The 24,278-nt window shown below is 49.7% G+C and carries 21 protein-coding genes and 1 riboswitch; of the genes, 8 read left to right on the forward strand and 13 right to left on the reverse strand.

Annotated elements, in window-relative coordinates; all coding sequences use genetic code 11:
- Positions 1–53 precede the first annotated feature (53 nt).
- Positions 54–1,910, reverse strand: a complete 1,857-nt coding sequence (locus tag CRG97_RS03115; RefSeq protein WP_098741712.1) for a bifunctional diguanylate cyclase/phosphohydrolase — start codon at positions 1,908–1,910, stop codon at positions 54–56.
- A gap of 264 nt (positions 1,911–2,174) precedes the next feature.
- Complete coding sequence (locus CRG97_RS03120) at positions 2,175–2,795, reverse strand: DUF5317 domain-containing protein (protein ID WP_098741713.1); 621 nt, start codon at positions 2,793–2,795, stop codon at positions 2,175–2,177.
- Positions 2,796–3,093: 298 nt separating this feature from the next.
- Here CRG97_RS03120 and CRG97_RS03125 point away from each other — a divergent pair, with 298 nt between their 5' ends.
- Together CRG97_RS03125 and nfsA are read left to right on the forward strand one after the other, a co-directional pair.
- The gene (locus tag CRG97_RS03125; protein ID WP_076322308.1) at positions 3,094–3,297 is read left to right on the forward strand and encodes a cation transporter; all 204 of its coding nucleotides are present in this window, start codon (positions 3,094–3,096) and stop codon (positions 3,295–3,297) included.
- Positions 3,298–3,484: 187 nt separating this feature from the next.
- Complete coding sequence (gene nfsA, locus CRG97_RS03130) at positions 3,485–4,225, forward strand: oxygen-insensitive NADPH nitroreductase (RefSeq protein WP_098741714.1); 741 nt, start codon at positions 3,485–3,487, stop codon at positions 4,223–4,225.
- 199 nt (positions 4,226–4,424) lie between these two features.
- Here the strand turns inward: nfsA and CRG97_RS03135 are convergent, their stop codons facing one another.
- Both CRG97_RS03135 and CRG97_RS03140 read right to left on the reverse strand, forming a co-directional pair.
- Complete coding sequence (locus tag CRG97_RS03135; RefSeq protein ID WP_098741715.1) at positions 4,425–4,652, reverse strand: hypothetical protein; 228 nt, start codon at positions 4,650–4,652, stop codon at positions 4,425–4,427.
- 251 nt (positions 4,653–4,903) lie between these two features.
- Positions 4,904–7,222, reverse strand: coding sequence for a helix-turn-helix domain-containing protein (locus CRG97_RS03140; RefSeq protein ID WP_098741716.1), 2,319 nt, complete (start codon positions 7,220–7,222; stop codon positions 4,904–4,906).
- 378 nt (positions 7,223–7,600) lie between these two features.
- Here CRG97_RS03140 and CRG97_RS03145 point away from each other — a divergent pair, with 378 nt between their 5' ends.
- From CRG97_RS03145 to CRG97_RS03160, 4 genes are all read left to right on the forward strand, one after another.
- Positions 7,601–8,581: an ABC transporter permease gene (locus CRG97_RS03145; protein WP_098741717.1), complete on the forward strand. Its 981-nt coding sequence runs from the start codon at positions 7,601–7,603 to the stop codon at positions 8,579–8,581.
- Positions 8,582–8,613: 32 nt separating this feature from the next.
- Entirely contained in the window at positions 8,614–9,498 is an 885-nt protein-coding gene (locus CRG97_RS03150; RefSeq protein ID WP_098741718.1) for a carbohydrate ABC transporter permease, read from the forward strand.
- Between the two features lie 69 nt (positions 9,499–9,567).
- Entirely contained in the window at positions 9,568–11,118 is a 1,551-nt protein-coding gene (locus tag CRG97_RS03155; protein WP_098741719.1) for an extracellular solute-binding protein, read from the forward strand.
- Positions 11,119–11,275: 157 nt separating this feature from the next.
- A complete protein-coding gene (locus CRG97_RS03160; RefSeq protein ID WP_076322303.1) occupies positions 11,276–11,452 on the forward strand; it encodes an aspartyl-phosphate phosphatase Spo0E family protein in 177 nt (58 codons plus the stop codon).
- Between the two features lie 32 nt (positions 11,453–11,484).
- On the opposite strand, the gene CRG97_RS03165 is transcribed toward CRG97_RS03160, so the two are convergent.
- The 6 genes from CRG97_RS03165 to CRG97_RS03190 form a co-directional block, all read right to left on the reverse strand.
- On the reverse strand, positions 11,485–12,300 hold the full coding sequence (locus CRG97_RS03165) for a TatD family hydrolase (protein ID WP_098741720.1): 816 nt from the start codon (positions 12,298–12,300) through the stop codon (positions 11,485–11,487).
- An 80-nt stretch (positions 12,301–12,380) separates the two neighbouring features.
- Positions 12,381–13,214 carry an ABC transporter ATP-binding protein gene (locus CRG97_RS03170; RefSeq protein ID WP_098741721.1) on the reverse strand — a complete coding sequence of 278 codons (834 nt, stop codon included), beginning with the start codon at positions 13,212–13,214 and terminating at the stop codon, positions 12,381–12,383.
- A gap of 54 nt (positions 13,215–13,268) precedes the next feature.
- On the reverse strand, positions 13,269–14,024 hold the full coding sequence (locus tag CRG97_RS03175) for an ABC transporter permease (RefSeq protein ID WP_098741722.1): 756 nt from the start codon (positions 14,022–14,024) through the stop codon (positions 13,269–13,271).
- Positions 14,021–14,314 carry an MTH1187 family thiamine-binding protein gene (locus CRG97_RS03180; protein ID WP_098741723.1) on the reverse strand — a complete coding sequence of 98 codons (294 nt, stop codon included), beginning with the start codon at positions 14,312–14,314 and terminating at the stop codon, positions 14,021–14,023. The genes CRG97_RS03175 and CRG97_RS03180 overlap by 4 nt, the downstream gene beginning before the upstream one ends.
- A gap of 274 nt (positions 14,315–14,588) precedes the next feature.
- On the reverse strand, positions 14,589–15,620 hold the full coding sequence (locus CRG97_RS03185) for an ABC transporter substrate-binding protein (RefSeq protein ID WP_098741724.1): 1,032 nt from the start codon (positions 15,618–15,620) through the stop codon (positions 14,589–14,591).
- A gap of 113 nt (positions 15,621–15,733) precedes the next feature.
- Positions 15,734–15,845: riboswitch (TPP riboswitch) on the reverse strand.
- Between the two features lie 172 nt (positions 15,846–16,017).
- Entirely contained in the window at positions 16,018–16,401 is a 384-nt protein-coding gene (locus tag CRG97_RS03190) for a VOC family protein (protein ID WP_098741725.1), read from the reverse strand.
- 235 nt (positions 16,402–16,636) lie between these two features.
- Between CRG97_RS03190 and CRG97_RS03195 the strand changes: the two genes are divergently transcribed.
- Together CRG97_RS03195 and CRG97_RS03200 are read left to right on the forward strand one after the other, a co-directional pair.
- Entirely contained in the window at positions 16,637–18,175 is a 1,539-nt protein-coding gene (locus CRG97_RS03195; RefSeq protein ID WP_098741726.1) for a GGDEF domain-containing protein, read from the forward strand.
- Positions 18,176–18,380: 205 nt separating this feature from the next.
- Positions 18,381–19,415, forward strand: coding sequence for an EAL domain-containing protein (locus tag CRG97_RS03200; RefSeq protein ID WP_114149299.1), 1,035 nt, complete (start codon positions 18,381–18,383; stop codon positions 19,413–19,415).
- A 252-nt stretch (positions 19,416–19,667) separates the two neighbouring features.
- Here CRG97_RS03200 and CRG97_RS03210 read toward each other — a convergent pair whose 3' ends face one another.
- The 3 genes from CRG97_RS03210 to CRG97_RS03220 all read right to left on the reverse strand — a co-directional run bounded on the left by CRG97_RS03210 (position 19,668) and on the right by CRG97_RS03220 (position 23,896).
- Positions 19,668–21,971 carry a glycoside hydrolase family 65 protein gene (locus CRG97_RS03210; protein WP_098741728.1) on the reverse strand — a complete coding sequence of 768 codons (2,304 nt, stop codon included), beginning with the start codon at positions 21,969–21,971 and terminating at the stop codon, positions 19,668–19,670.
- A gap of 90 nt (positions 21,972–22,061) precedes the next feature.
- Positions 22,062–22,712 carry a beta-phosphoglucomutase gene (pgmB, locus tag CRG97_RS03215; protein ID WP_098741729.1) on the reverse strand — a complete coding sequence of 217 codons (651 nt, stop codon included), beginning with the start codon at positions 22,710–22,712 and terminating at the stop codon, positions 22,062–22,064.
- A gap of 149 nt (positions 22,713–22,861) precedes the next feature.
- Entirely contained in the window at positions 22,862–23,896 is a 1,035-nt protein-coding gene (locus CRG97_RS03220; protein ID WP_098741730.1) for a LacI family DNA-binding transcriptional regulator, read from the reverse strand.
- Positions 23,897–24,278 lie beyond the last annotated feature (382 nt).

Genomic DNA, 24,278 nt, shown 5'->3' on the forward strand with positions numbered 1-24,278 from the left:
TGGGGAAGTATCAAACATGAAGAGGCGATAAAGGGGAGGGGCATCGGTCTCTTTTAAGACGTCTCAGAACCGGCTGCAGGCTGCTGCTGCGCTTCTGCCTTAAGTCTTAAATAACGGATAAACAGCTCAACAAGCTCCGGATCGAATTGCGTGCCCGAGCAGCGGAGCAATTCTTCAATTCCCTCCTCAAAGGTTTTCGTTTGCTGGTAAGGCCGTTCCGTTGTCATCGCGTCAAAGGAATCGATAATGGTCAGCATCCGGCACAGCTTGGGGATTTGGCTGCCCTTGAAGCCGTGCGGATATCCACCGCCATCATATCTTTCATGGTGCAATTCGATGTAAGGAACCAGTTCCTTGAACTTCTCGTTCGTTTCTGCAATGCGTTTCCCCCAACTGACATGCCGTTTGACGGTTTCCCATTCGCCGGCCGTGAGCTTGTCCCGTTTGTTCAAGATCCCCCAAGGAATCTCAAGCTTGCCGATATCGTGAATGAGTGCGCCGAGTACGAAATTGCGTCGCTCCACACTATCAAGCTCGAGCACTTCGCTGATATCCATGGCATAGCGGAATACCCGTTTGGAGTGTTTGAACGTATCCACATCTTTATACAAGAACAGCTTCAGCTGCTGCTCGATATCGCGGACGTCTTCCGCGAAGTCGATCTCGGATTCTTTTTCGGCGCCGCTCCCGTATACATGCACATTATTCTTACCCTGCTTCTTGGCATAGTACAGCGCCTGATCGGCAAGCTCGACGAGCTGTGACTTGTCATGGATGTCAATCCGATAGGACGCAACACCGGCAGAGAAGGAGAGACACCCGGAGGGAAAAATCTCGACGCCGTCAAAATAGGTATCGTTCAGTTTTTTGCGGAGCCTGTTAATGAAGGAGCGTGCTTTGTTGTCATCGTAACCCGGCATGAGAATCGTGAATTCCTCGCCGCCGAAACGGGAGGCTACCACCTCGGCCATTTCGGATTCTACCTTGAGGTAATTGCCGAGAAATCCGAGCAGCATGTCGCCTTTCAGGTGTCCGAATTGATCGTTGTATTTTTTGAAATCATCGATATCGATCATGGCCAGTGACAATGGCGTTTCATTTGCTTTGGCCTTCTTGATTTCGTCTTCCAGCAAGTTTTCGAAGTAGCTGTGATTGTACAATCCGGTTCGTTGATCCTTGATGGCTTTCTCTTGAACTTGTTTATACATCGTGAAGAGCTGCTTGAAGGAATAGGACAGCATGACGCTAAGACCTATAAACAGGGTCAGCCCGAAAACGCCGTTATGTACGATGAGTATGGAGAGAACCAGCGAAAGAATGAGCGTGCTGAGGTAAACAAGCAGTGTATCTTTCATGAAGGTTTTCAAAATATCATATAACGATCCCTTGTATAGAAGGTAATAGTAGAAACCGACAAGGAATACGTTGATAACAAAATAAACAACCAACGCTGCAACATACGCACCAAATTGATCATTGTGAATAGGGCCAGCTTGTCCGCCTGCAATTTTGAAAATGAAGGAGGACCCGACGATCATCACGGTATACACAGAGAAATTAACAAAATGCTTCCAGAAGGGGATTTTTCTGTCGTAAAGCGCCATGGCAAGGGAGACGAACAGGATGACGGATAGCGCAAACGGTGCTCCATATATAAAGATGCATGCCAGGTAAACAGAGGAATCCATGGACTGTAAATTACCCTCTGGCGGCAGCTGGAAGGTGAAGTAATTTAAGATGAGGGCGGCGCCTAACATCGCATAGACCCATACCCACTGTGAAGGAGTATAATGGAAAAATTCCCCTTGTTGCACTAGCAGGAAGGTTGAACAGCCCAGAAGAGAAAGAAAAACAAAATACAGCTGTCCCGCAAAGCCTTGAGAGAACCTAGGACGCTTTAATATGGACATAAATGATTTCTCCTCAATAAAATCAATGGTGTATTCTCCACATTTTAAGGTATATTGCGATGCAAAACAACGAAAAAGATGTAAAAAAACAGGCTGAATTTTCCAGCCTGTTTTTTATGGAAGTCTATTATCCGAATCTGTAACCGGAAGTCAGAGCGACAACAACAGAAGCAACGATGATCGCATTCAATACGATGCGGGAATACTTGATTTTATCAGTTTTCTTCACAGTTCTCCCTCCTTTCCAGGTGGCATGATGTATGATTAATTTTGAGGTTCCACACGTTCAGTGGTATCGGATTTGGGTCTTAATGTCTGCGCGTTGGCGGCATTCTTCCCCACGGTCATGAGGTTTAGAATATACAGGAATATGCCGAAGTTCATGATGATATCTCCGATACTGATAACCTGTGTTCTAGGGTATGGCGGGGATAACGGTATAATGTCTCCCAGGAACGGCAGGCGGGTAGAGGCGTCCATCAGATAATGTTTGGTGATGACGGTGCTGTTGCTAAGCATGTCCACGTAATAAGGATCCAGAACGGAAGCGGCGCTCATCGAAACGGGCATCCTGCCGCCATTAACCGCCATGACGAGGAAATTGAGAAAGACGCCGGCCAGAATGCTGCCAAAACCTTTCTGATTCCGGTTCATCCAGAGGAAGATCATGCCGGCAATGTAGATGAACATAAATATGTAGCTGCTTGCGGATGCCAGCCAGTCGGAATTCGCTTGAAAACGGAATATGAGCAGCTGTACGATCAGGAGAATGGGGAAGATTAAGCCGCCCTTCAGACGAATCTTACTGAATTGCTGCAGTCCATGACGGAGTCCGCCACGTATCAGTCCGACAATTAACCCGAGTATAATGCCGTCAAATACCATGATAGAATTCCTACTTTCATAGTTCATTATCTCTGTAATTAAGATAGTTCGACAGCGAATTGGTAATTCCTTCAACAAAAATAAAATTTTATGAAAAATTTAGGGGGTCGGATAAAAAGCTTGTCCCTTCCTGTATGAATCTCATGATTTATGTATATTATAGCAGATAAAAAGGATAAATCTTCCTACTTTTTTCGTGTTTCTGTTGCAGAAAAGAGCAAATTATCGAACTTTACATACCTATGGGGGGTATAGTAAAGTTAAATGGTACAATATTATATGATAGGAGGACGACAGCATGAAACAAGTGACATTGACAGTGGAAGGCATGTCCTGCAACCATTGCGTGAACTCGGTGGAAGGCGCGCTGAAGAATGCGGGAGCTTCTGGTAAAGTCGATCTTGCATCCAATACAGTGGCCGTCGAATACGACGAAACCAAGGTCAGCCTTGAAGCATTGAAAGAAGCGATTGAAGAGCAAGGCTACGATATCGTGTCCTAACGAAAGATTCCCTGGAACAATCCAAAGCCGCGAGCTTTGGCTAAAATAGGAGCCGGCTGCTGAAGCGATCGACAGCAAGCCGGTTTTTTTGCGCTGCCATCACCTCCCGCGTGAACTTGCACTGCTCAAGCCGAAGTTTCATAATAGATGGAACAATTCTTTCAGAGCCTAAGGAGTGGATACCCCGATGAATGATACCCTATCACTTCTGATGAACCATCGATCGATTCGTAAATATTCGGATCAGCCCGTGTCCGAGGAGCAGCTTAGGGCAGTTGTGGCAGCAGGTCAGATGGCATCAACCTCAAGCAACGTCCAGGCATACAGCGTGATTGCCGTTACCGATCCAGAGAAGAAGCAGCGGTTGGCCGCTTTAGCGGGAAATCAGGCGTATATTGTGGAATGCCCGGTATTTCTTGTGTGGTGCGCGGATCTGTATCGTTTGAAAAAAAGCACAGAGGCGCACGTGGTTGATCAAGAGACGTATGAAGATTCGACCGAGAATTTCATCGTGGCCACGGTGGATGCCGCTTTGGCTGCGCAGAATGCCGCGATCGCCGCGGAATCGCTCGGTCTTGGCATCGTGTATATAGGCGGGGTCCGCAACTCCATTGCCGAGTTCTCCGAGGCTTTGGAACTGCCGGAACTGGTCTATCCGGTATTTGGCATGTGCCTGGGCTACCCGGATCAGGAGCCGGGGCTTCGTCCTCGGCTTCCGGTGGAGGCTGTTTTGCACCGCGACAGCTATCATCGCGCAGCTATAGAGGAAGTGAAAAACTACGATCGAACCTCTTCCGAATATTTGTCTAAGCGTACCCATGGCAAAAACAACACGCCATGGTCGGCGCTTTTGGCTAAACGCCTGGCAGAGCCGGTAAGGCTGCACATGAAGGACTTCCTGAAAGGGAAGGGCTTTATGGGGCGTTAGACATCATCAGAGAGCGGATACGGCTGTTCTCGTGGGGAATACTCCGGAGGGCACGGCGCTAGGAACTAAGCCCGCCTCGGAACCAATCCCACGCCAGCGGGCTTCGGAACCAAGCTCGGCTGGCGTGGGATTGGTGGGGTCGGAGACGCAGTGCTCCGTAAGTTTGCACCGTAGCTTCCAAGCCGCAAGCCGGAACGAGTTACGGCCCGGCAGTAGCAGTATCGGACCTCAGATCCGTTATTTTCGCTATGGGCTCGTTTTTGCCGGATCTATCGGACACACGTTCCGTTAAGTAGCGTATAATCCGAAAAATGAGAGCCTTACTCGGTGAATAACGGACCTCATGTCCGCCACCATTCGAGAAATGGTGCTTTTGATCAAAATAAGGTCCGCTGAGTCCGCTAAAATGTGCAACTATTTTGTACATCGTGCGCACTGCTCCCTGTGCGCACGATGCGTGGTTCGGGGCATGCTTGGATGACTGGTCGGCGCTAAGCGTGCCGCAATGTACGACGCTTGAACGGAAGTCATAACACAGAACGGGGCTGTCCCAAAAGGTCATGAAATACGGACCAAGGGACAGCCCTTTTTCAGTGGTCTCCTTTTATATGGAGATTGCTGATCAGGATGACATGTGTCGGCAAATCCATCTTCTCCGTATGCTGAACCCGGTCCGATTTATTTGCCGATGCCCTGCTGACGGTATTGTCCGGGCGTGATCCCTTCAAGCTTCTTGAACATTCGATTGAAGTAGGGAGGCTGATATCCTGCGGCTTCCGCAATCTCGTGAATGCGAAGATCCGTGGTCAGCAGCAATTCTTTGCAGCGGTTCATGCGCACGGTTGTCAGATAGTCTATATAATTCGTGCCCGTCATCTGCTTAAACGCTTTGCTCAGCTGGGATACGCTGACACCGGCTTCCATGGCCATGGTATCCAGGGACAGGTCTTGCATCCCGTTTTGCTCGATTTGCTCCAGTACGTTTTCGACCAGCGATTTCATGGAGCTGTTGAAATTTTTTGTTAACTGATCGAGGTAGGGTTCGATGATTTCTTTCTGGAACCAGGTCACGCAGGCCTTCGGGTCGCGAAGCAGGGACAGCTGTTCCTGCAGATTGGAGAAATTGTACACCTGATATGGATTTAAGCCAGCCTGCAGCATGGACCGGTGAACGCTTGTGATTAACCGCATGAGGCCATGGTGGACATGCCACTCCGAGCCTCCCCCGGCTTGAAGCGCCGTTACGAAGCGGCTCAGGGAACGCAGCGCATCCCCCTGAAGCCCAAGATTCAAGGTGTGAATGAAATCCTGCTCCAACTCCAGCGGAAAGTCGATCCAGTCGTTTTTCTGGGAAAGCACGGTTTCTGCTTCCAGCAGTTGACTGCCTGCATCAAAGGACCGGTAATGCAGCGCCCGCTTGGCCTGTTCGAGAATATGGGGAACATCGGTCCAGGTTGAGCTTGGTCCTCCCAAGACGATGGTTGCCGACATGCGGAGCGTATCGCGCAAAGCCCGCATGATCTGATCGCACAGCTGCCTCATTAAACGCGTCTGTTCATCGGCTTGATGGGAAGCCGGAACGATCAGGATGACGCCGAAGGAGCCGTCAAAGAAATTGATGGGATGCATATATGCGCTTATGTCCTCTGCCAGCTCCTGGATCACGTTCAGCGCGGCATAGGTGAGAAGATGCTGATCGTTTTCCGTCAGAGGCGTCCGATCCTCCCCGTGAGTATGCTGCTGAAGCACGATGGCCGAGAACTGTTTATCGGTAATGTCTAGATCCATCTCTTGCAGCTTGAGCACGTATTCGGGCTCCGTCAGGTGGGCGGCTTGTCCACTCAAAAATTGATTGATATAAGCCTCCCTGATCGCGGGCAAGGATCGCTTCCATTGGCTTTGAAGCGTATCATGCGAGAACCGGTACTGCTCCCACTCGTGTTCAATATAATCAAGCTCATTGTATCGCGAGCTCGGTTTGGCCAGATCACCGCCAATCATATTCAGCATCTTGCTTATAGGACGATACATGCTCTTAGAGGCAAACCAGCTCACAGCCAGTGATGCCGCAAGCGCAAAAGCAAAGCAAATCAGAATGATATGGGTATACGGCTTCGTTGGAGCAATGATCTTGGATTGCGGCGTACCTGAAACATAGGTCCAATTTTGTTGCATTTTTTCGAATTGAACGGTATTCACCAGCAACACATCCTGGTCCACCGGAACCTTCAACCGCAAATGATTCGCACTTCGGGCATTCTCCGGAAGCTTCAGCTGTTCCTGAATCGCGCTCATCGCCTTCGGCATGTTGCGGCTCATTCCCGACTCCCCGATGACGTGACCATGGTCGTCCAGCAGGAATGAGAGATTCTCGCTATTGCGAATGACGTGCAGCTTCGACGGATCAATATAGATGACGATCGCGCCGTAGGGCGTATGACCGTTGAAGGGAAGTCGCATGACGAGCGCGTGGGAGGACTTATCCTTGTTAAAAGGCCGCTCCAGATCATGGACCCAGAACATGTCCGTATCTCCTTCCATGAGCTTGTTGAAGTTTAACGCATCCTGTTCCTGATCCAGCGTCCGCAGGCCGAGATCAGGCTCCATGATTTTATTTTGCTTTTTGATATAGAGATAGACCTGATCCACCAGGGGATCGGCATTCCCCACCAGGTTGAGCGTACTGAACAGCTCGTTTGTCTCCTCGACATTCGATACAAAGTCCATATCCGACAACGAAGGCTTGAAATGGGGCTTCACCACCATATTGAGGGCGTAGTGGACCAACTGGGTGAATTGCTCGTCGACTTGTCTCGCAGCGTCAACCAGGGCTTCTTCGTTCCGCTGCTGATATTGGTTAATCATATGCTGGTTGCCCACATAAAGGTAAACGGCCGTAATGGCCGAGATGGGGAGGCATGTTAACAACACGGCCAGCGCGATGCTTCTCCAATACATAATACCTTTGAAAACGGATTCATGATTCTGTTGCCTCATTACTTTAACCCCCTGTTGGCATAGACAAATCAAAGGCTTAATCAAAGCGAGCCGGTAAATGATTACATACTATCATAGCGAATGAGTGGATGAGTTGAAAAGATCATATCTTCCTAATTGAGGCTGGGTCAACGTTATCGATTAACCGAATCGGACGTTTATTCGTCGTGGAAAAAAAGTGCAATACGAGGAAACGAAAGGTTCCTCAATGCCGTAGATACCAAGCATTTCCTTGTGTTGCGTATTGAATGGATGGGGGGTTGGGAACGGCGGAAAAAAAGTGGAATTGCAGGGAATGTTGCAAGCGTTTACATTAGAACTACATTCCGTGAACGGTATGTTGAACGAGATGACAAGGCTGAAAGTGAGGGAGTATCGATGAAAGCACAAGAAACCGTTCAGTCGGCAAAAGGAAGCGGGAGTCCCCCCATTCCCGTGAGATCCAAAACGAAGTGGGGGCGGATATGGTCCGATGTTGTGCGCGACAAGTATTTGTACGTGCTGGCCTTGCCGGGTCTGATCTTTTTTATCATTTTCAAATATATTCCGATCACGAATCTCGTAATTGCCTTCCAGGAGTATTCTCCATACTTTGGGGTGCTCGGAAGCCCCTGGGTAGGGTTTGAGCATTTCACCCGGTTTTTCTCCAATCATGATTTCTGGATGCTGCTGCGTAATACGCTGGCGATCAGTTTTCTGAGCTTGATTTTCTTTTTCCCGGCACCGATCATTTTATCTTTGATGCTGAATGAAGTGCGAAACTCTTTCTATAAGCGGACGATTCAATCCCTGGTGTACATCCCCCATTTTTTATCCTGGGTATTGATCTACGGTCTAACCTACCTCATGTTCTCGCAATCGGAGGGCTTGTTTAATAAGTGGCTCATCTCGATGGATTGGGAGACAATCGATATTCTCTCCAACCCGAACTACTTCTGGGGTATGCTGACGGGACAATCCATCTGGAAGGAAGTCGGGTGGGGGACCATCATCTTTCTCGCGGCTATCGCTGGAGTGGACCCGCAATTATATGAAGCAGCCGTCATGGATGGTGCGGGCCGAATGAGACGGATGTGGCATATTACCCTGCCGGCGATGCGCAACGTGATCCTGATTCTGTTGATTCTCCGTCTGGGAACGATTCTGGATACGGGATTCGAACAGATTTATCTGATGATGAATGCACCTGTTACCAATGTAGCCGAAGTATTCGATACCTATGTATACCGGGTGGGGATTCGGCAGGGAGAGTTCAGCTACAGTACGGCCATCGGATTGTTCAAATCGATTGTCGGCGTCATCCTGGTGGTCACGGCCAACCGGTTGGCGAGACGGTACGGTCAAGAAAGCTTGTACTAAAGGATGGGCGAAGAGACAAGGAGGAGTAAAACATGCATGAGAAAGGATGGAAAACCAGGCTGTTCGGTTTTGTGAATAACGGACTGCTGCTGATCATCGGTTTGGCAACGATATTTCCGATTTACTATACCGTTATTTTGTCGTTTACCGATCCGGTGGAATATTATCAACGAAGCTTGATATTATGGCCGCGGGTTTGGACGCTGGATGCTTACAAGCATTTACTGTCCAACGGATTGTTTGTCACCTCGATTTCCGTGAGCGTGTTCCTGGCTACGGTCGGCACGCTGCTCAGCCTGCTTGTTACCGGGGGCTTGGCTTATGCGGTGTCCCGCAAACGCCTTCGGTTTCGCAAGGGCATCATGATTATGATCTTAATCACCTTTCTCTTTACGCCGGGATTGGTGCCGCTGTATTTGGTCGTCCGCAATGTGGGACTCATTGACAGCGTCTGGTCGCTGATCCTGCCGAGCTTGACCAGCGCATGGTATGTGCTGCTCATGAAGGGATTCTTCGACAGTATTCCGGAAAGTCTGGAGGAAGCCGCGATGATCGACGGCTCAAATGATATCGGCGTATTCTGGCGAATCATTCTGCCGTTGTCGCTGCCAGCGTTAGTGGCTTTTGGATTGTTCTTTGCGGTCGGCTATTGGAATACGTATTTCAACGCACTGATGTTTATTAACGACCAGAAGATGTGGCCGCTGCAAGTATTGCTGCAAAATATGCTTGTGGACCCAACAACGATGGGATCGGGGAGCGGCGGCGGATTCGCCTTCCAAGTGAACCGTCCCGTCCCAACAGAAACGTTGAAGATGGCGGCGGTCGTGATTGCAACCGTTCCGATCATGTTAGTGTATCCATTCCTGCAGAAGCACTTCGCCAAAGGAGCGATGGTAGGCTCTGTCAAGGAATGAAACGATATACGGTCTAACTGCCATCATGCTCAGTCAGACGAGATGTAACATTAAAAGGGAGGTCTAATGATGAAAAAAAAGGAAACCAAGCCGGGCAAGTCGTTATTAAAAATGTCGGGGGTGCTGCTCTTGGCAAGCTCGCTCTTGCTTAGCGCATGCGGCAGCCGAGACGGAAGTGCACCGAGCGATAACGGAGGCGGAACAGACAGCAGTGAACCAACCAGCATTACGATACAGACCCTGAATTATGCCACCGAATTCATAGACAACAACAATGTACTATGGAAAGAGCTTGAGAAACGCACCAATACCAAGCTGAATATTACGTGGCTGTCGCCGTCCACGGCCGAAGAGAAGATCAATGTCATGCTTGCATCCGGGGATCTTCCGGAGGTTACTTTCGTGGAGACGATGCAGAACCCGCAGCTGCAGAAAATGCTGAAGCAGGGCGTCTTCTGGGATCTGACGCCGTTTCTTAAAGACTATCCGAATTTGAACCGCGAAGAACTGAAAGAAATGTGGGAAATCACCAAGGTGGATGGCAAGAACATCGTCATTCCTCGTTATTATCCTAGCTATGGCGGCGGAGTGTTCCCGATGATCCGCAAGGACTGGCTGGATGCCCTTCAGCTGGAAACGCCCAAAACGCTGGATGAGTTCCATAACGTGTTAAAGGCTTTTAAGGAACAGGATCCGAATGGTAATGGACAGGCGGATGAGATTCCATATGCCGCAAATCCGGGGGCTCTCGCTTATATTTATAATGTATTTAATGAAACGCAAGGGTCCTGGAAGCTTCAACCCGATAATACCCTGACTCCGATTATGACGTCGGACGAGTCAAGGGAGGCCATGCTGTGGATCAAACAGGCTTATGACGAGGGCTTGTTCCCCAAAGATTTCGCGATCATGAAGTTCTCGCAGGTGATGGACACGATGCGAAGCGCCAAGGCAGGGGTAGGGGGCATGTCCATGAACCATGCCTGGGTGACCGGCGAAGCCGTGAAAGGCGTTGACCCTAAGGCGGATCTGATGCCGCTTGCTTACTTGGAGAATGCAAACGGGGTGAAGTATACGCCTTCAGGATCGCCGTACTATGGAGTGTACCTGATTCCGAAGAAAGTGCCGGAGGCGAAAGTAAAGAAAATCCTCGAGTTTTTCGATTACGGTTATAGTCAAGAAGGCAATGAGATGCTGACCTACGGAATCGAAGGTGTCCATTACAATGTGGAGAACGGGAAGAAGGTTGCAACGCCGCAGGCCGCCGTGGATAAGACGGGTGACGGCAACTTGAACAATATGATTCACCTCGTCAGCGACGATATGGCCATCAGCGCGGTAGGGATGCCGGATGAAGTATATGAGCGGAACGTAGAGATTGTCACAGAGCGCAAGACGGTCAAGGTTCCTAATCCTTCGGGAGAGCTGTATTCGGAAGCCTACAACAAATACTATCCCGAGATTTCCAAGAAGGTGGAGGATATGCGGGTCATGGTCATTACGGGCAAAGAACCGGTTGAATCGTACGATAAGCTGATTGAAACGATTAAGAGTGACCCGAAGATGAAGGAAATTACAGACGAGATGTCAAAGGCATATCAGGAGAAGTACGTTAAATAAGGAAATCCAAAACCACAATGCTGCAACTTGCATTGTGGTTTTTTGGCGTGAATAACAGGAAAAGCCTCTCTATGTTATATTTCTGATGTCTAATATTAAACATCCTATAATTTTACATTAAAGCATAAAATATTACATGAGGGGAGGATATAAAGTCATGGAAACGAAGGAAGGCATAAAGTTTAATATCGAGCAAGAACGGCATAAGCTTCATAAGATGAAGCAGCGGTATCGTGATTTTAACCATCCTAAAGTCCTCGGTCAATCGATCGTGCTTGATGAGTTGATTAATCAATATAACCGATTTCTTAAAGAAAACAAGCCGATTGCGTAAACAACCGACTTAAAGCTGAATGAAGATTCTTTTTATAGATCGTAAAGTCTCGCGGCGTTCTCATAAAAAATCATGCGAGCCTCGGATATGGACAGCCCCTGAAGCTCCGCCCATGCCGCAGCCACAGCAGCCGTCATCCGAGGATGGGTCATCTGTCCGGTGAACGGACCTTCGAACGGCCAAGGACCATCGGTTTCGGTCATGACGAGATGATCCGGATACCTACATGCCATATCACGAATTTCTTCCTCATAGAGGATGTCAGGCGTGAAGGAAATATAGTATCCGTTACTGGCCATCCGCTGCAAGGTGTCACGGGAGCCCTTGAACCAATGGAAATGGGCACGAGTGATGCCGTATTTTTCGAGCAAATCACATGCGATATCCGCATCTTCATATACAGCGTGCAGAATCACCGGTTTATGATGCTTTTTAGCAAATGCTATAAATTGCTCCAATAGATAGGCGTAAGGGCGGTTATCCCAAGGTCGGCCCTCCGATTCAGCCTCCAGCCTGGTGTAATAGGGGAGACCCACCTCTCCTACGGCAACCATCTCATCGGCATGCTCTGCCATCCAATCCAGCAGCTCTTCGGTTTCGTTAGCGGAAGGGAGGGGCTGCTCCGGATGATAACCGAAAGCCGGCCGCACCATCGGTCCGTACTGCCTGGCCAGCTCCAGGTTTTCCTTGCAGGAAGCCAGATGCATGGAGACGGAGATAACGGATTGAACCTCATGATGACGGATATCCGCGAGAATCGCTTGTTGATCGGATAACGAATAGCTGTCCAGATGAATATGAGTATCCAACAGTGGGAAATTGGCTTCACTTTGCGTGAATGATTTCATCGTTACATAACCTCGCTTGTAAGCTTCCACGAAGCGCTTGGCTAATCATGGATGTATGTATTTCCGCTGACCTTCATCGGTCAGCGTTTGTGCTGTTCTTCCCGCATGATGGCGGAAATTTCGGTTTTTAATGCGATGAAGGACGGATCCATCAGGATGTTTTCCCGGCGCGGGCGGGAGAACGGGACTTCTACCCTTTTCAAAATGGTTCCGGGCCGTGCTGACAGGATATAGATGCTGTCCGAGAGGAGCAGCGCCTCCTCGATATGATGGGTAATCATCAGCACCGAACGGCGCGTATCCTCCCATATATCGAGCAGCCAGCGCTGCATATCGCTGCGCGTCAGCGCATCCAATGCGCTGAACGGTTCGTCCAGGCACATGACTTCCTGGGGACTCATCAGTGCGCGCAGAAAAGCCGCCCGCTGCTGCATTCCTCCTGAAAGGGTGTGCGGATACGCCTTCTCGAAGCCGGTGAGGCCGGCCCGTTCCATCCAGCTGCGGGCATGTTCCCTGGCAGTGGATTTCGTGGTGCCTCTCAGCTCCTCGGGAAGAAGCACATTGTCCTCCACCGTACGCCAAGGGAACAGGGCCGGCTGTTGCGGCATATAGGCGATGCGGCCTTTTTCCCCGGTCACGTCCTGACCATCCATGAGGACCGAACCCGTATCCTGAGCGGTTAATCCCCCGATGATATGGAAAAGTGTGCTCTTTCCGCTGCCTGAAGGACCGATCAAGGAGACGAATTCCCCGGGTTGTACCTGAAGCGAAAGGCCATCCAGCACATGCACTTCGCTGCGTCGGTCGCGGAAGGTTTTCCGAAGGCTGCGAACCTCGAGGGCAGGTGCTGATGAGACCGACGCAGTGGACGGGTCAGCCCCGTCCTGGAGCGGCAGGGATATTTGATGTGTCATATCGATAAATGGCCTCCTTTCATATAAGATTCGAAATGTCTATTCACAGGGGGCTCAGCCTTTTCGGTTCCAGCGGATGAGCCGCTTCTCCAGCAGGGTGATCAGTAGCACCATCAGCAGGCTGAGCAAGACGATGACCAGGATGGCAACAAACACCCGATCCGTGCGGTAGCCGGATTTTTGCAGCATCATGTAGTAGCCGATTCCCCGGTCCGAGCCGATCCATTCCCCGATAACCGCCCCCATGACCGAATAGGTGGCCGCAATTCGAATCCCGGAGAAGATGGAGGGGAGGGCATGCGGCAGCTCCAGCTTAGTGAAGATTTGCCACGAGGTAGCCCCTGCCATCTGCATATAATTCATCATGGTGCGGTCGGTACGTGCGAGTCCATCCAGGGCCGCAACAGCGACAGGGAAGAAGCAGACCAGCATAATCACGATAACCTTGGGCAGCATACCGAAGCCGAACCAAATCATGAGAAGTGGGGCTAGGGCGATTGTCGGCACATTTTGGCTAAGAATAAGAAGCGGATAAAGGGCGGTTTTGAGAAAAGGCACCATGTGCAGTGCCAGCGAGATGATTAGGCCGATTGCCGTACCGATCATAAAGCCGATCAGGGTTAATTGCAGGGTGGCCGCTGTATGTTGGAAGAGACCGGAAGCTCCGGTAACGGCCTCATGCCCGATGGCCGTCGGTGCAGGCAAAATAAAGGGTTCAATGTCGAACACGGATACTGCGGCCTGCCATACCATCAAAAAGAAGAGGACCGCCACAACGGGCGGCCAAACAGAACTCCACCAGCTTCTCATGGACGGTATTTCTCAGTCAGCTTATCCATGCTGATGCCGCTTGGATGATGCGCGATTTTGACTTGGGATATGATGCTGGGACTTCCTGCATTCACCAGCGCCTCGTGCATGCGCTCAACGATCTTGAGCAGCTCGGAGAGCTCTCCTTCCATGGTCGTTTCGAGTGCATGAACCTCGTATTTCACGCCTGATTCCTGAATAACTTTGATCGCTTCATCTACATAAGGGATGCTGTCGGTCCCGTTTGGCGTTCTCGGTATTACTTGAATGCTCAAGAGAGTATTCGCCATATAAACTCATCCTTTCGTGCAAGCTATGTTGTAATGGAAGAGAGGCGGCCTGCTGCAAAAGCCGTCTCTCTTCTTATAGAGGTTGTTCAAAAAGTCCGCTTTTGATCACGAAGCGAATCAGGAAGCAGCTCGGCATCGAATCTTGAATTCAGCCGGGCCTTCCGGTGCTCACGTACCCAAAACGTACGCTCCGCTCCTGACGTCCCTAGCTTCATCCAACCTTCTCGGTGCTGAAAATCGACCTTTTTGAACACTCACTTAAATAGAAATAACCTTATGGCTTCTCCGGTAAAAATTCATTGGTAAATGCGCGGTCTGCGTCAAGTTCCTTCTCAAGCAGCTTGCGCTCAAACATCCAGTCTGCGTACCCCGACCATACTTCGGCTTTCTGTTCGCCCCAGCGGGATGCATCGTCCTGATAACGGGGGCTCAGCCATTTCTGGCTGGCGAGAACCAGTTCGGCATCCAGGTCAGGAACGGCCTTCGTCAGCAGGGCTGCTGCATCTTCAGGATGTTGAATCGCATAGTCATAACCTTTTGAAGTTGCCCGCATGAACGCTTTGACAAGCTCAGGGTCCTCCTGGATCAGCTTCTCGTTCGTTACGATCACCGGTGTATAATAATCAAGCTGCTCAGAGTAGTCCTTCACATAAATCATGTCAAGCGGCTCATTGCGAAGCTCGGCTTCAATACCCGTCCAAGCATAGAAGATCCAGGCAAAATCAATGTCGCGTTTGACGGCCGTAAAATAATCGGCATCGCCCATATTAACCATATTCACCTTGCTGACATCGGCACCATCGATCTCCATGATGGATTTCATGACTGCTTCCTCTACAGGCGAGCCCCAGCCGCCATAGGATTTCCCTTCAAAATCGCCTGCCTTCACGATGCCTTTGTCCTTGGGGGCGGCAAATCCGGATGTATTATGCTGAATGATCGCTGCAATGGAAACGAGCGGCAATCCTTGGGTTCTGGCAAGCGTTACGCCTTCCTGATAGCTGATGCCAAACGGCACATTGCCGGATGCGACCAGCGTATCCGTTCCGCCTGCTCCCGGCTGGACGATCTGGACATTAAGCCCTTCTTCCTCATAATACCCAAGCTCCTTCGCTGCATACAGGCCGGTGTGATTCGTATTGGCGGACCAATCGAGCATCAGCTGTACATCGCGGAGTTTCCCGGGAGTCTGACTGTCTTCGCCTTCGGCACCTGTTTTCTTGTTCTCTCCGCTTGTGCCGCATCCAGACGCAACCATCAGCAGGATGCAAGCGAGAAGCAGTGGAATCCATTTTCCCTTCTTCATCGTTTCTTCTCTCCTTTGAATTCTCTTTCTATTACCTCGTAACTCCATAAAAAAACGCCCTGATGATATCAGGACGCATGACGGCGTAAGTGTATACCACGGCAAATAAATAGCTGCCGCAAACATGGGCTTCCTACGCTGGCATTACCCAGATCAGGTGTAAGGGTCAGTATCATATCGGATACACTCTCAGCCGGCCAAATTCCAGCTCCCCCGGTATTTATGAAGTTTCGATCATTACATCCGCTATTATAGTCCTAACACAGCAGACCTGTCTAGTTCGAAGAGGCGCGAACGAGACAGGTCTTTGTTTAGAACACTAATGCAATGGGAGAATTAATTGATGCTATGAACCTTTCACAAGATAAAGTATTTGAATACGGTTTCTACACAGAGGTTAGCGCTGGAAGAACTCAATCCATTCCCCTTCGGGACCATGTACGAAGAAATAACGGAAACCGTTCGGTAGCGTCACGATTTCCTCGTCCAAGTGAGGAACGTCAAGTCTCTGCACACGGGCATATTCCTCTTCAATGTTATCCGTGCTGACTGCAAAATGATGTACCGTTCCTTCCGAAGGGAGCGTGTCGCTATATCCCTGAATAAGCTCGACTTCCGTCTCGTTGCTGCCGTTAAATCCTAGGAACGCCAGCTGGATGACGCCATTGGTATGGGTCAGGCGATCCTTCAATTCAAGTCCAACTACGGATGTATAGAAGGCGATTGTAGCTTCAAGGTCCCGGACAACGATACCAACATGATCTAATCGTTTCTGTGACATGGTTCAACACCCTTCCGATTCATATAAGATATGACAGAAATATTATCATATAATTCCTATACGTCAAGTGGGTGTTATATTGTTCGTGCAGAGGCTAATAAGATGATTTTTCTTTCATTTCCTCATCTTTACTTTTGGGTGGGCAAAAAGTATCATGAGAAATAGAAATGTTAATTCAAAAGACCTAACACACTTAAAGTGAACCAGCTTACCTTTTGGCCGAGGAGGAATGCTTATGAGTCCAACTCCAGCAGATCATCTGTGGATTCGACTCGCCATAATATATGCATTCATTCAGATAATGATCGCTCTGTGGATGCCTGATGCTTTATCGCTTCAGCGTGTTCTAGTCATTATTTCTCCTGCAGCCGCTTCCGTTTATTTAATGCGGATTCGTCGGCGTTTTGAGGTTCATCTTCGCAGGTTTTGGCTTATTGTGAGTCTCGGATTGATGGGGGAGGCAGTGGCCCGAACCCTCCACGCATGCAATATTTGGTTTGGAAAAGAGAGCGCTTTCCCGCCGGTTCTAACCCATTTGTTCTGGGGGCTCGAACTTATCCTGTTCGCAAGTTCTCTCATTTATTTATTCCGGCATGTTCAGGGTTCGTTTCGGGGGCTGCGGTTTATGCTGGATATCGTGATTGTTGGCATAGCGGTCATGACGGTAGGATGGGAATATTTCATCAAGCCTGAGCTTCAGGGTCTGGCCCATGAGGCAGTATGGGGAAACCTTTGGGTGGACATGCTGTATCCACTGTGCGCAATGGTACTTATTTTTTTTACACTGGTGTTGTATTTTAATACCGGACAGTTAAGGAAATGGGCGGCCATCCTGTTATGTCTTGGCGGAAGTACATTTATTGCCGGAGATGTTCTGTACATCTATCTCGTTGATCTTTTGGATATCGAGGTTCGCTCTTACCTGTATCCACTCTATACGTTATCGGTATTTTTCATTAGTTTCGCAGGCGGACAGTCCGCTCCTGATACCCGTAATCCATCTGTTGGCGAGCGGGAGCCGCGTTCAATCGGAAACCTGATCGTAAGGTACCTGCTTCCCTACAGCGTGCTCGGCGGGATGTTTGCCCTTATGGCGCAGCATTTTGGAGGGTGGAATGGACTGTTTACCGGTCTATCTCTGTGCGTTATCCTGATCCTATTCAGGCAGATTTTGATCCAGTTCGAGAACGACCGCTTGTTTGATCGACTGCATGAAAGTCTGATGCAGAGTGAATCCCTGGCACATCGCGATGATCTTACGGGTCTGTATAATCGTCGTTATTTTAATGCAAGGCTGTCAAGTTCGCTGAAGGAGGCGGACCGCACAGGTTCCCGTGTAGGCTTGCTGTATATGGATATGAACCGTTTCAAACGAGTCAATGATCGTTACGGCCACCGTGCCGGCGATTTGTTGATACGAAAGGTTGCAGACCGGCTTCAATCACTCGAATCCAAGGGAGTTTTGGTTTCCCGTTTAGGTGGAGACGAATTCACCGTCATGATCCATCCGGCAGGCGATGATCAGGAGCTGATCTGGATGGCGGAGGAGATCTGGACGATGCTTAGTGAGCCGTACGAGCTGGAAGGGCATGAGGTCCGGACCACGCCGAGTATCGGTATTGCGGTTTATCCAGATCATGCCAGAAATGACCAGGAGCTGATTGGTCGTGCGGATGCAGCGATGTATGCGGCGAAGGAACGGAACGCCCCCTGGCATTTTGATGTAGAGCGGACGATGCTGCTGCAGCTTTTGGATCAAAAGGTGAGTAGATGAATGTATGACCACAGTATCGACAATAGGTTGTTAAAAGCAATATAAGTCGATTTTTGTAGAATTTGGCGTAATCATTGCACGAATCTTGCGCATTTCTCTTAAAATAGGTCATAACTTCGATATAAAATCCATAAAATGCAAAGAAATCATATTCAAAATGCCGATAAGAAGCATAGTGAGAGCTAGCTTGCCAAGGAGGACGAACATGATTTGCGACAATTGCAGCACCTTTGAACCGATTGAGGACCAGGGGACCATTCATATGAAGCCTGCAAGTGGTGAGCTTATTCAATTGCTGGCAGTGAACGGCTACACGGTACAAGAGAACAATGAGGGTTGCGCTGTGAACTACAAGGTACGTGCGGACCTGATCTCTATGATGAAGTGTCTGCAGCCCCTTCCGCTGAAGATTCGTCAAGAGCTGTCCTTCTGTGTTACCGGTGGAGAAGCTCCGCAAATCCGGCATTCGTGGACCCCTATGCAGAAGTTCGAACTGCAGATGGAGCATTACGATATGGTGAGTATCATTTTACATAAGCAGTTTACGAGCTACATGCAGCCCATCGTGGATACATCCGAGCAGATCGTGGCCTATGAATTTCTCCTTCGTCCGGTAGAATGGGGAGCCAGGTTCCAGCCGTATGAGCTGTTTGAGACAGCCCGTAAAACCGGATTGCATGCATTTCTGGACCGGGCAGCACGAACCAGTGCCATTGAGACCAGTGCCGAGTGGCTTCCTCTCGGCGTGAAGCGATTCGTGAACTTCCTGCCATCCTCCATATATGATGCGCAGATGTGTCTAAGCCACACCTTTAATACCATAGACAGGCTCCATCTGGATCCGAGGGATTTCGTATTTGAGGTCGTGGAAACCGAGCGGATTGATGATGTTAAGCATTTGCAATCGATTTTCGAGGTTTATCGCAGTCATGGAATCTCGGTAGCCATGGATGACGTCGGCGCAGGATATTCCACATTGGAGCAGATGATTAAGCTTAAGCCGGATTATGTAAAAATCGACCGGAGTCTGATCGACCATTGCGATCGTAATCCCGCCCAGCAGAAGCAGCTCAAAATGATCACCAACATGGCTCATGATTTTGGGGCCATGGTGCTGGCTGAAGGCATTGAGAGACGGGAGGAGTTTCATTTTTGCCGAGAAATCGGGATCGAGCTCTCGCAGGGGTATTTGTTTGGGAAGCCATCTGAACGGCCTCCGCGTGACCTCATTCTCAACTAATCTATTCATAGCATACATAATCGGTAATTCCCCCCGCTATCTTGATGCGGAGCTTTGGCATCTGGTTGCCGCAGCCTTCGGCTGAGTTCGGACAATACAGATGCTTGGCATGGATGAAGACGGGTCCTTCAAGAAGGAGTAATGATGTCTGAAGGAGCCTGTTTTCTGTAAGAACAAGAGCCCTGGAGTGTTTCTCCAGGGCTCTTGTTTTTATATAGTTCGGAGTAGCCATTGATTGAACAAGCATGCTTGTTATCTTGCGGCTGTTACCTCTCCAAATCCGCTGATACTGTATTCCTTGCCATTCACGTTCAGGACAGCCGGCGTATCCGTTTCGTTCACGATGATGGTTTCCTTGCCTTTGACGTTGACCTTCAGGCGGGACCCGCGGAACATCACCTTGAAGGAGAAGGAAGACCAGTGGCCTGGAATGAATGGATTCAAATGCAATACGCCATCCTTCACACGCAAGCCGCCGAAGCCATGCACAACGGACATCCAGCTTCCCGCCATACTGGTTGTATGACAGCCGTCCTCGGTATCGTTGTTGTAGTTGTCCAGATCCAGGCGAGCTGTACGGAGGTACATCTCGTACGCCTTCTCCTGGTACCCAAGCTCGCACGCGAGAATGGAGTGTACGCATGGTGAGAGGGAGGACTCGTGTACCGTGAACGGTTCATAGAAGTCGAAGTTGCGTTTTTTCGCAGCCAAGTCGTACTGATCGCCAAGGAAGAACAATCCTTGCAGCACGTCAGCCTGCTTAATGTATACCGAACGCAGAATGCGGTCCCAGGACCAGTTCTGATTCAGGGGCAGGTGGGCTGGGTCCAATTGCTTCACCGGAACAAGCTCCTTGTTGAGGAATCCGTCCTGCTGCAGGAATACGCCGAGCTCCTCATCTACCGGGTAGTACATTTTGCTGATGATATCCTGCCATTTGGTTGTCTCGACATCCTGCAGCGCAAGCTTCGCTGTAAGCTCGGCATAGCGGGAATTCTCGTTCTCTTTCAAATATTCGAGCACGTCGAGCGTGTATTCCATCGTCCAGCTGGCAATCCGGTTTGTGTACCAGTTGTTGTTCACGTTGTTCTCATACTCGTTCGGACCGGTAACGCCGAGCATCATATACTGATCCTTCGCCGGCACGTAATTCACGCGCTCTTCCCAGAAACGGGAGATTTCCACGAGCACTTCCAGACCGTATTGGCCGAGGTAAGAGAAGTCGCCGGTATAGTTGACATAGTTGTAGATGGCATAGGCAATCGCCCCGTTACGGTGAATTTCCTCAAAGGTAATCTCCCATTCGTTATGACACTCTTCGCCGTTCATCGTCACCATAGGATAGAGAGCGCCTTTGGTAAAGCCGAGCTTCTTGGCGTTTTCCTTCGCTTTTTCCAGGTGCTTATAACGATAAATCAGCAAGTTGCGCGAGATGCTGGCATCCGCGGTGCTCAAGTAGAACGGCAGGCAATACGCCTCGGTATCCCAGTAGGTACTGCCGCCGTATTTTTCCCCGGTGAAGCCCTTCGGCCCGATATTCAGACGGTCGTCTTCGCCGCTGTAGGTTTGGTTCAGCTGGAAGATGTTAAAACGGATCGCTTGCTGGGCTGCTACATCGCCTTCAATGACGATATCACTTTCCTTCCATTTATCGCCCCATGCATCGGCCTGCTCCTTCAGCAGCAACTCAAATCCGGTCCGGGCCGCCGGCTCCAGCACAGCACGTGCAGCATCCACCAATTCGCCGAATCCATGATTGCGGGAAGTAACATTAGCCACATATTTATAGATGGTGATGACTTCACCTTCAGACACGGGTATGCCTACGCGGTTCCCCGCATATTTCTCTTTCTCCACCAGTTCCGCTTGAAGTTCCAGCTTCTCGCCGTTCTTTAAAATAGCATAAGACATGACGGAGGTTACATGGAAATCGAGCTTCTTGGTTTTTACAGTCAATGCGGCCGAACCTTGCGCAGCTTCCTTGAATACTTCAAGCCAGAATTTCTCGTCATAGTTGGAGTCCTTGTTCTTCACATCGCCATCGAGATAAGGGGTAATCGTAAGCTCACCACTGAAATTGAGTGGGGTAACTGCATAACGGATGGCACCAATCTCATGGCGTACGATGCTGACAAAACGGACAGCTTCAACCTTGAGTTCTTTGCCGTCTTCCATGACAGCGGTGAAGCTGCGGGAGAGGAAGCCTTCCTTCATATTCAGCTCACGCACAAAATTCTTCACCGTGCTCTTAGCCAGATCAAGCGGCGCGCCGTCGATTTCAATGCCGATGCCAATCCAGTTGGTGCTGTTCAGCACTTTGGCGAAATATTCAGGATAACCGTTCTTCCACCAGCCTACACGGGTTTTATCCGGGTAATACACGCCGGCCATATAACTGCCTTGCAGGGAGGAGCCGCTGTAGGATTCCTCGAAGTTGGCGCGCTGGCCCATAAATCCATTCCCGATACTGAAGATACTCTCCGAGATCTCATGCGTGTGAGGATCAAAGCCCTCCTCAATAATTGACCATTCATCAAGCTTTAAATATTGTTTCACAATCATCGGCTCCTTTGTTTTTAGGAAAAATGGTTGCAGATCTATATGGGTTGAAACTACCAGATGCCGTAAGCATGTGTACGCATTCGCTTACAACTCCTGTAGACGATCCACTGTGAATCCTTCCAGGGAGGGAAGAACGATGTTGGCCCGCCTTAAGGTTTCAGGGGAACCGATGCCGACGCTGCGCATTCCCGCGCGCGTGGCAGCTTCGATACCGGCTTCAGCATCCTCGAATACGACGCAGGCGTCAGGCCGGGCGCCAAGCTCATGAGCCCCCATCGTAAATACCTCTGGATCCGGTTTCGCTTGGGCAGTCTTCGTTCCATCGATAATGGCGTCGAAGTAAGGCGTGAGGCCGGTATTGTTCAGGATCAGCATGGCGTTTTTGCTGGCGGAGCCAAGCGCAACCTTGATGCCGCGGTCCTTCAGCGCTTGGATAAATTCGAGGGCTCCAGGCAAAATCTCGGATTCATCCATGTTGGAAATATACTCGACATACCAGGCGTTCTTCTTCTCGGCCAGTGCCAGCTTGGCGCCTTCATCCAGCTTCACTCCGCCAACCTCGAGCAGAATATCGAGGGAGGCCATGCGGCTTACTCCCTTCAGGCGTTCATTGTCCTGCTCCGTGAATTCAAAGCCGAGTTCCCCGGCAAGACGCTTCCAGGCAATGTAGTGATACTTGGCGGTATCCACCAGAACGCCGTCAAGATCAAATAAACAAGCGGATATGGATGACATGAACATCCTCCTTAACAAATAAGTGCAAACGTTTGAACCAAGCTGCAAAAATAAAGGAAGCACCACGATGCTTCTTTATTTTGAAATACTTCGTGTATCTTCCGCATTTTGGAAACACATTGTGTATCTTCCGCGATTCGATCCGGACCTTAAGATTTCGGCAGCGAAAACATCGAGGATTCGCGGATCATCAACCGGTGCGGAATGATATAACGGTGCGGCAGTATCGTGTTGTCATCGTTTCGAACGGTCTGGATCAGCGCTTGGGAAGCGGTATAACCCAGGTTATAAATCCCGATGTCCACACTGCTCAGCGGCGGGGTCGATAGTTCGGTCAAAGAGATATTGTTGAAACTGATAATGGATACATCTTCGGGTACCTTATACCCCAGCTCGTGCAGTCCCCGAAGCACGCCGAAAGATACAATATCATCAACAATGACAAGCGCCGTCGGACGTTCAGGCAGGTTCATGAAAAAGGACATGGCGCGATAGCCGCTCTCCTGAAGGAACTCGCCTTCCACAATCCACTCTTTTCTCATCTCCAGACCCGCATCGGCAAGCGCTTTGCCATAGCCTTTCATCCGGTCCTGAGATACGATCAGGTTAGGCGGGCCACTGACAAAGCCAATCCGTTGATGTCCAAGGGAGATTAGATGCTTGGTTGCATCATAGGCAGCCTGCACATTATCGGTATCGACGGATAACAGATCCGGGTATTTCTCGCTCCGGCCGACAAGCACGAACGGATAGTTGTTGGACTTGAGAAAATCAACCACCTTATCGTCCTGCCTGGAGTACAGCAAAATGGCGCCGTCGACGCGGCGACCGTTAAGCAGCCGGGATACGGCTTCGACTTCTTCCTTCTCGTTGCCGCCCGAACTGAGAACGACGTCGTATCCGGACCGGTTCGCTTGGGTGACGATACCGCGGATCAGTTCCATGAAGAATAAGTTGAGGAACAATTCCTCCGCAGGCTTCGGCAGAATGACGCATATGCTTTCCGTCGTTTTGGAAACAAGGCTCTTGGCCATAATATTGGGATGATAGCCCATTTCCTCCATAATCTCTTTCACCTTACGCGAGGTTTCGCGGCTGATTCTAGGATGATTGGAAAGCACCCGTGAGACGGTGGAGGGGGATACGCCCGCTCGTTTTGCGACATCTTTAATCGTTACAGACATAATAGGACCTCCAGTGGAACCGTTTGCGTTTTTTTGAAAATAAGAAAGCGACTACTGGAGTTCTCTCTTATTTCAGAAGAGTAACTTCCGCTAATCGCGGACCGTTCTTCTTTATTTAATTGTGGGTCTGTCAGGCCCTGAGTATACATGATACCTATTGATCTAAAGCCATATTGATCCGGAATGTTAAACGGTTTCACACTGCTATATTAACGTTAATCGATAGGCTTGTAAATACGTATCCAAGTCAGTCCAGCGCAATTATTTCACAAATGCATCAAAAAAGAAGCAAGGGTTAGAAAACGGGAGAAAGGTCCACATTATCACCAGAAAAGCCCGGAAAACAACTTAAAACGGCATTGTGCAAACGATTTAACAAAAC

Source organism: Paenibacillus sp. EZ-K15, assembly GCF_002573715.1.
In the GTDB taxonomy this organism is placed as follows: domain Bacteria; phylum Bacillota; class Bacilli; order Paenibacillales; family Paenibacillaceae; genus Paenibacillus_AQ.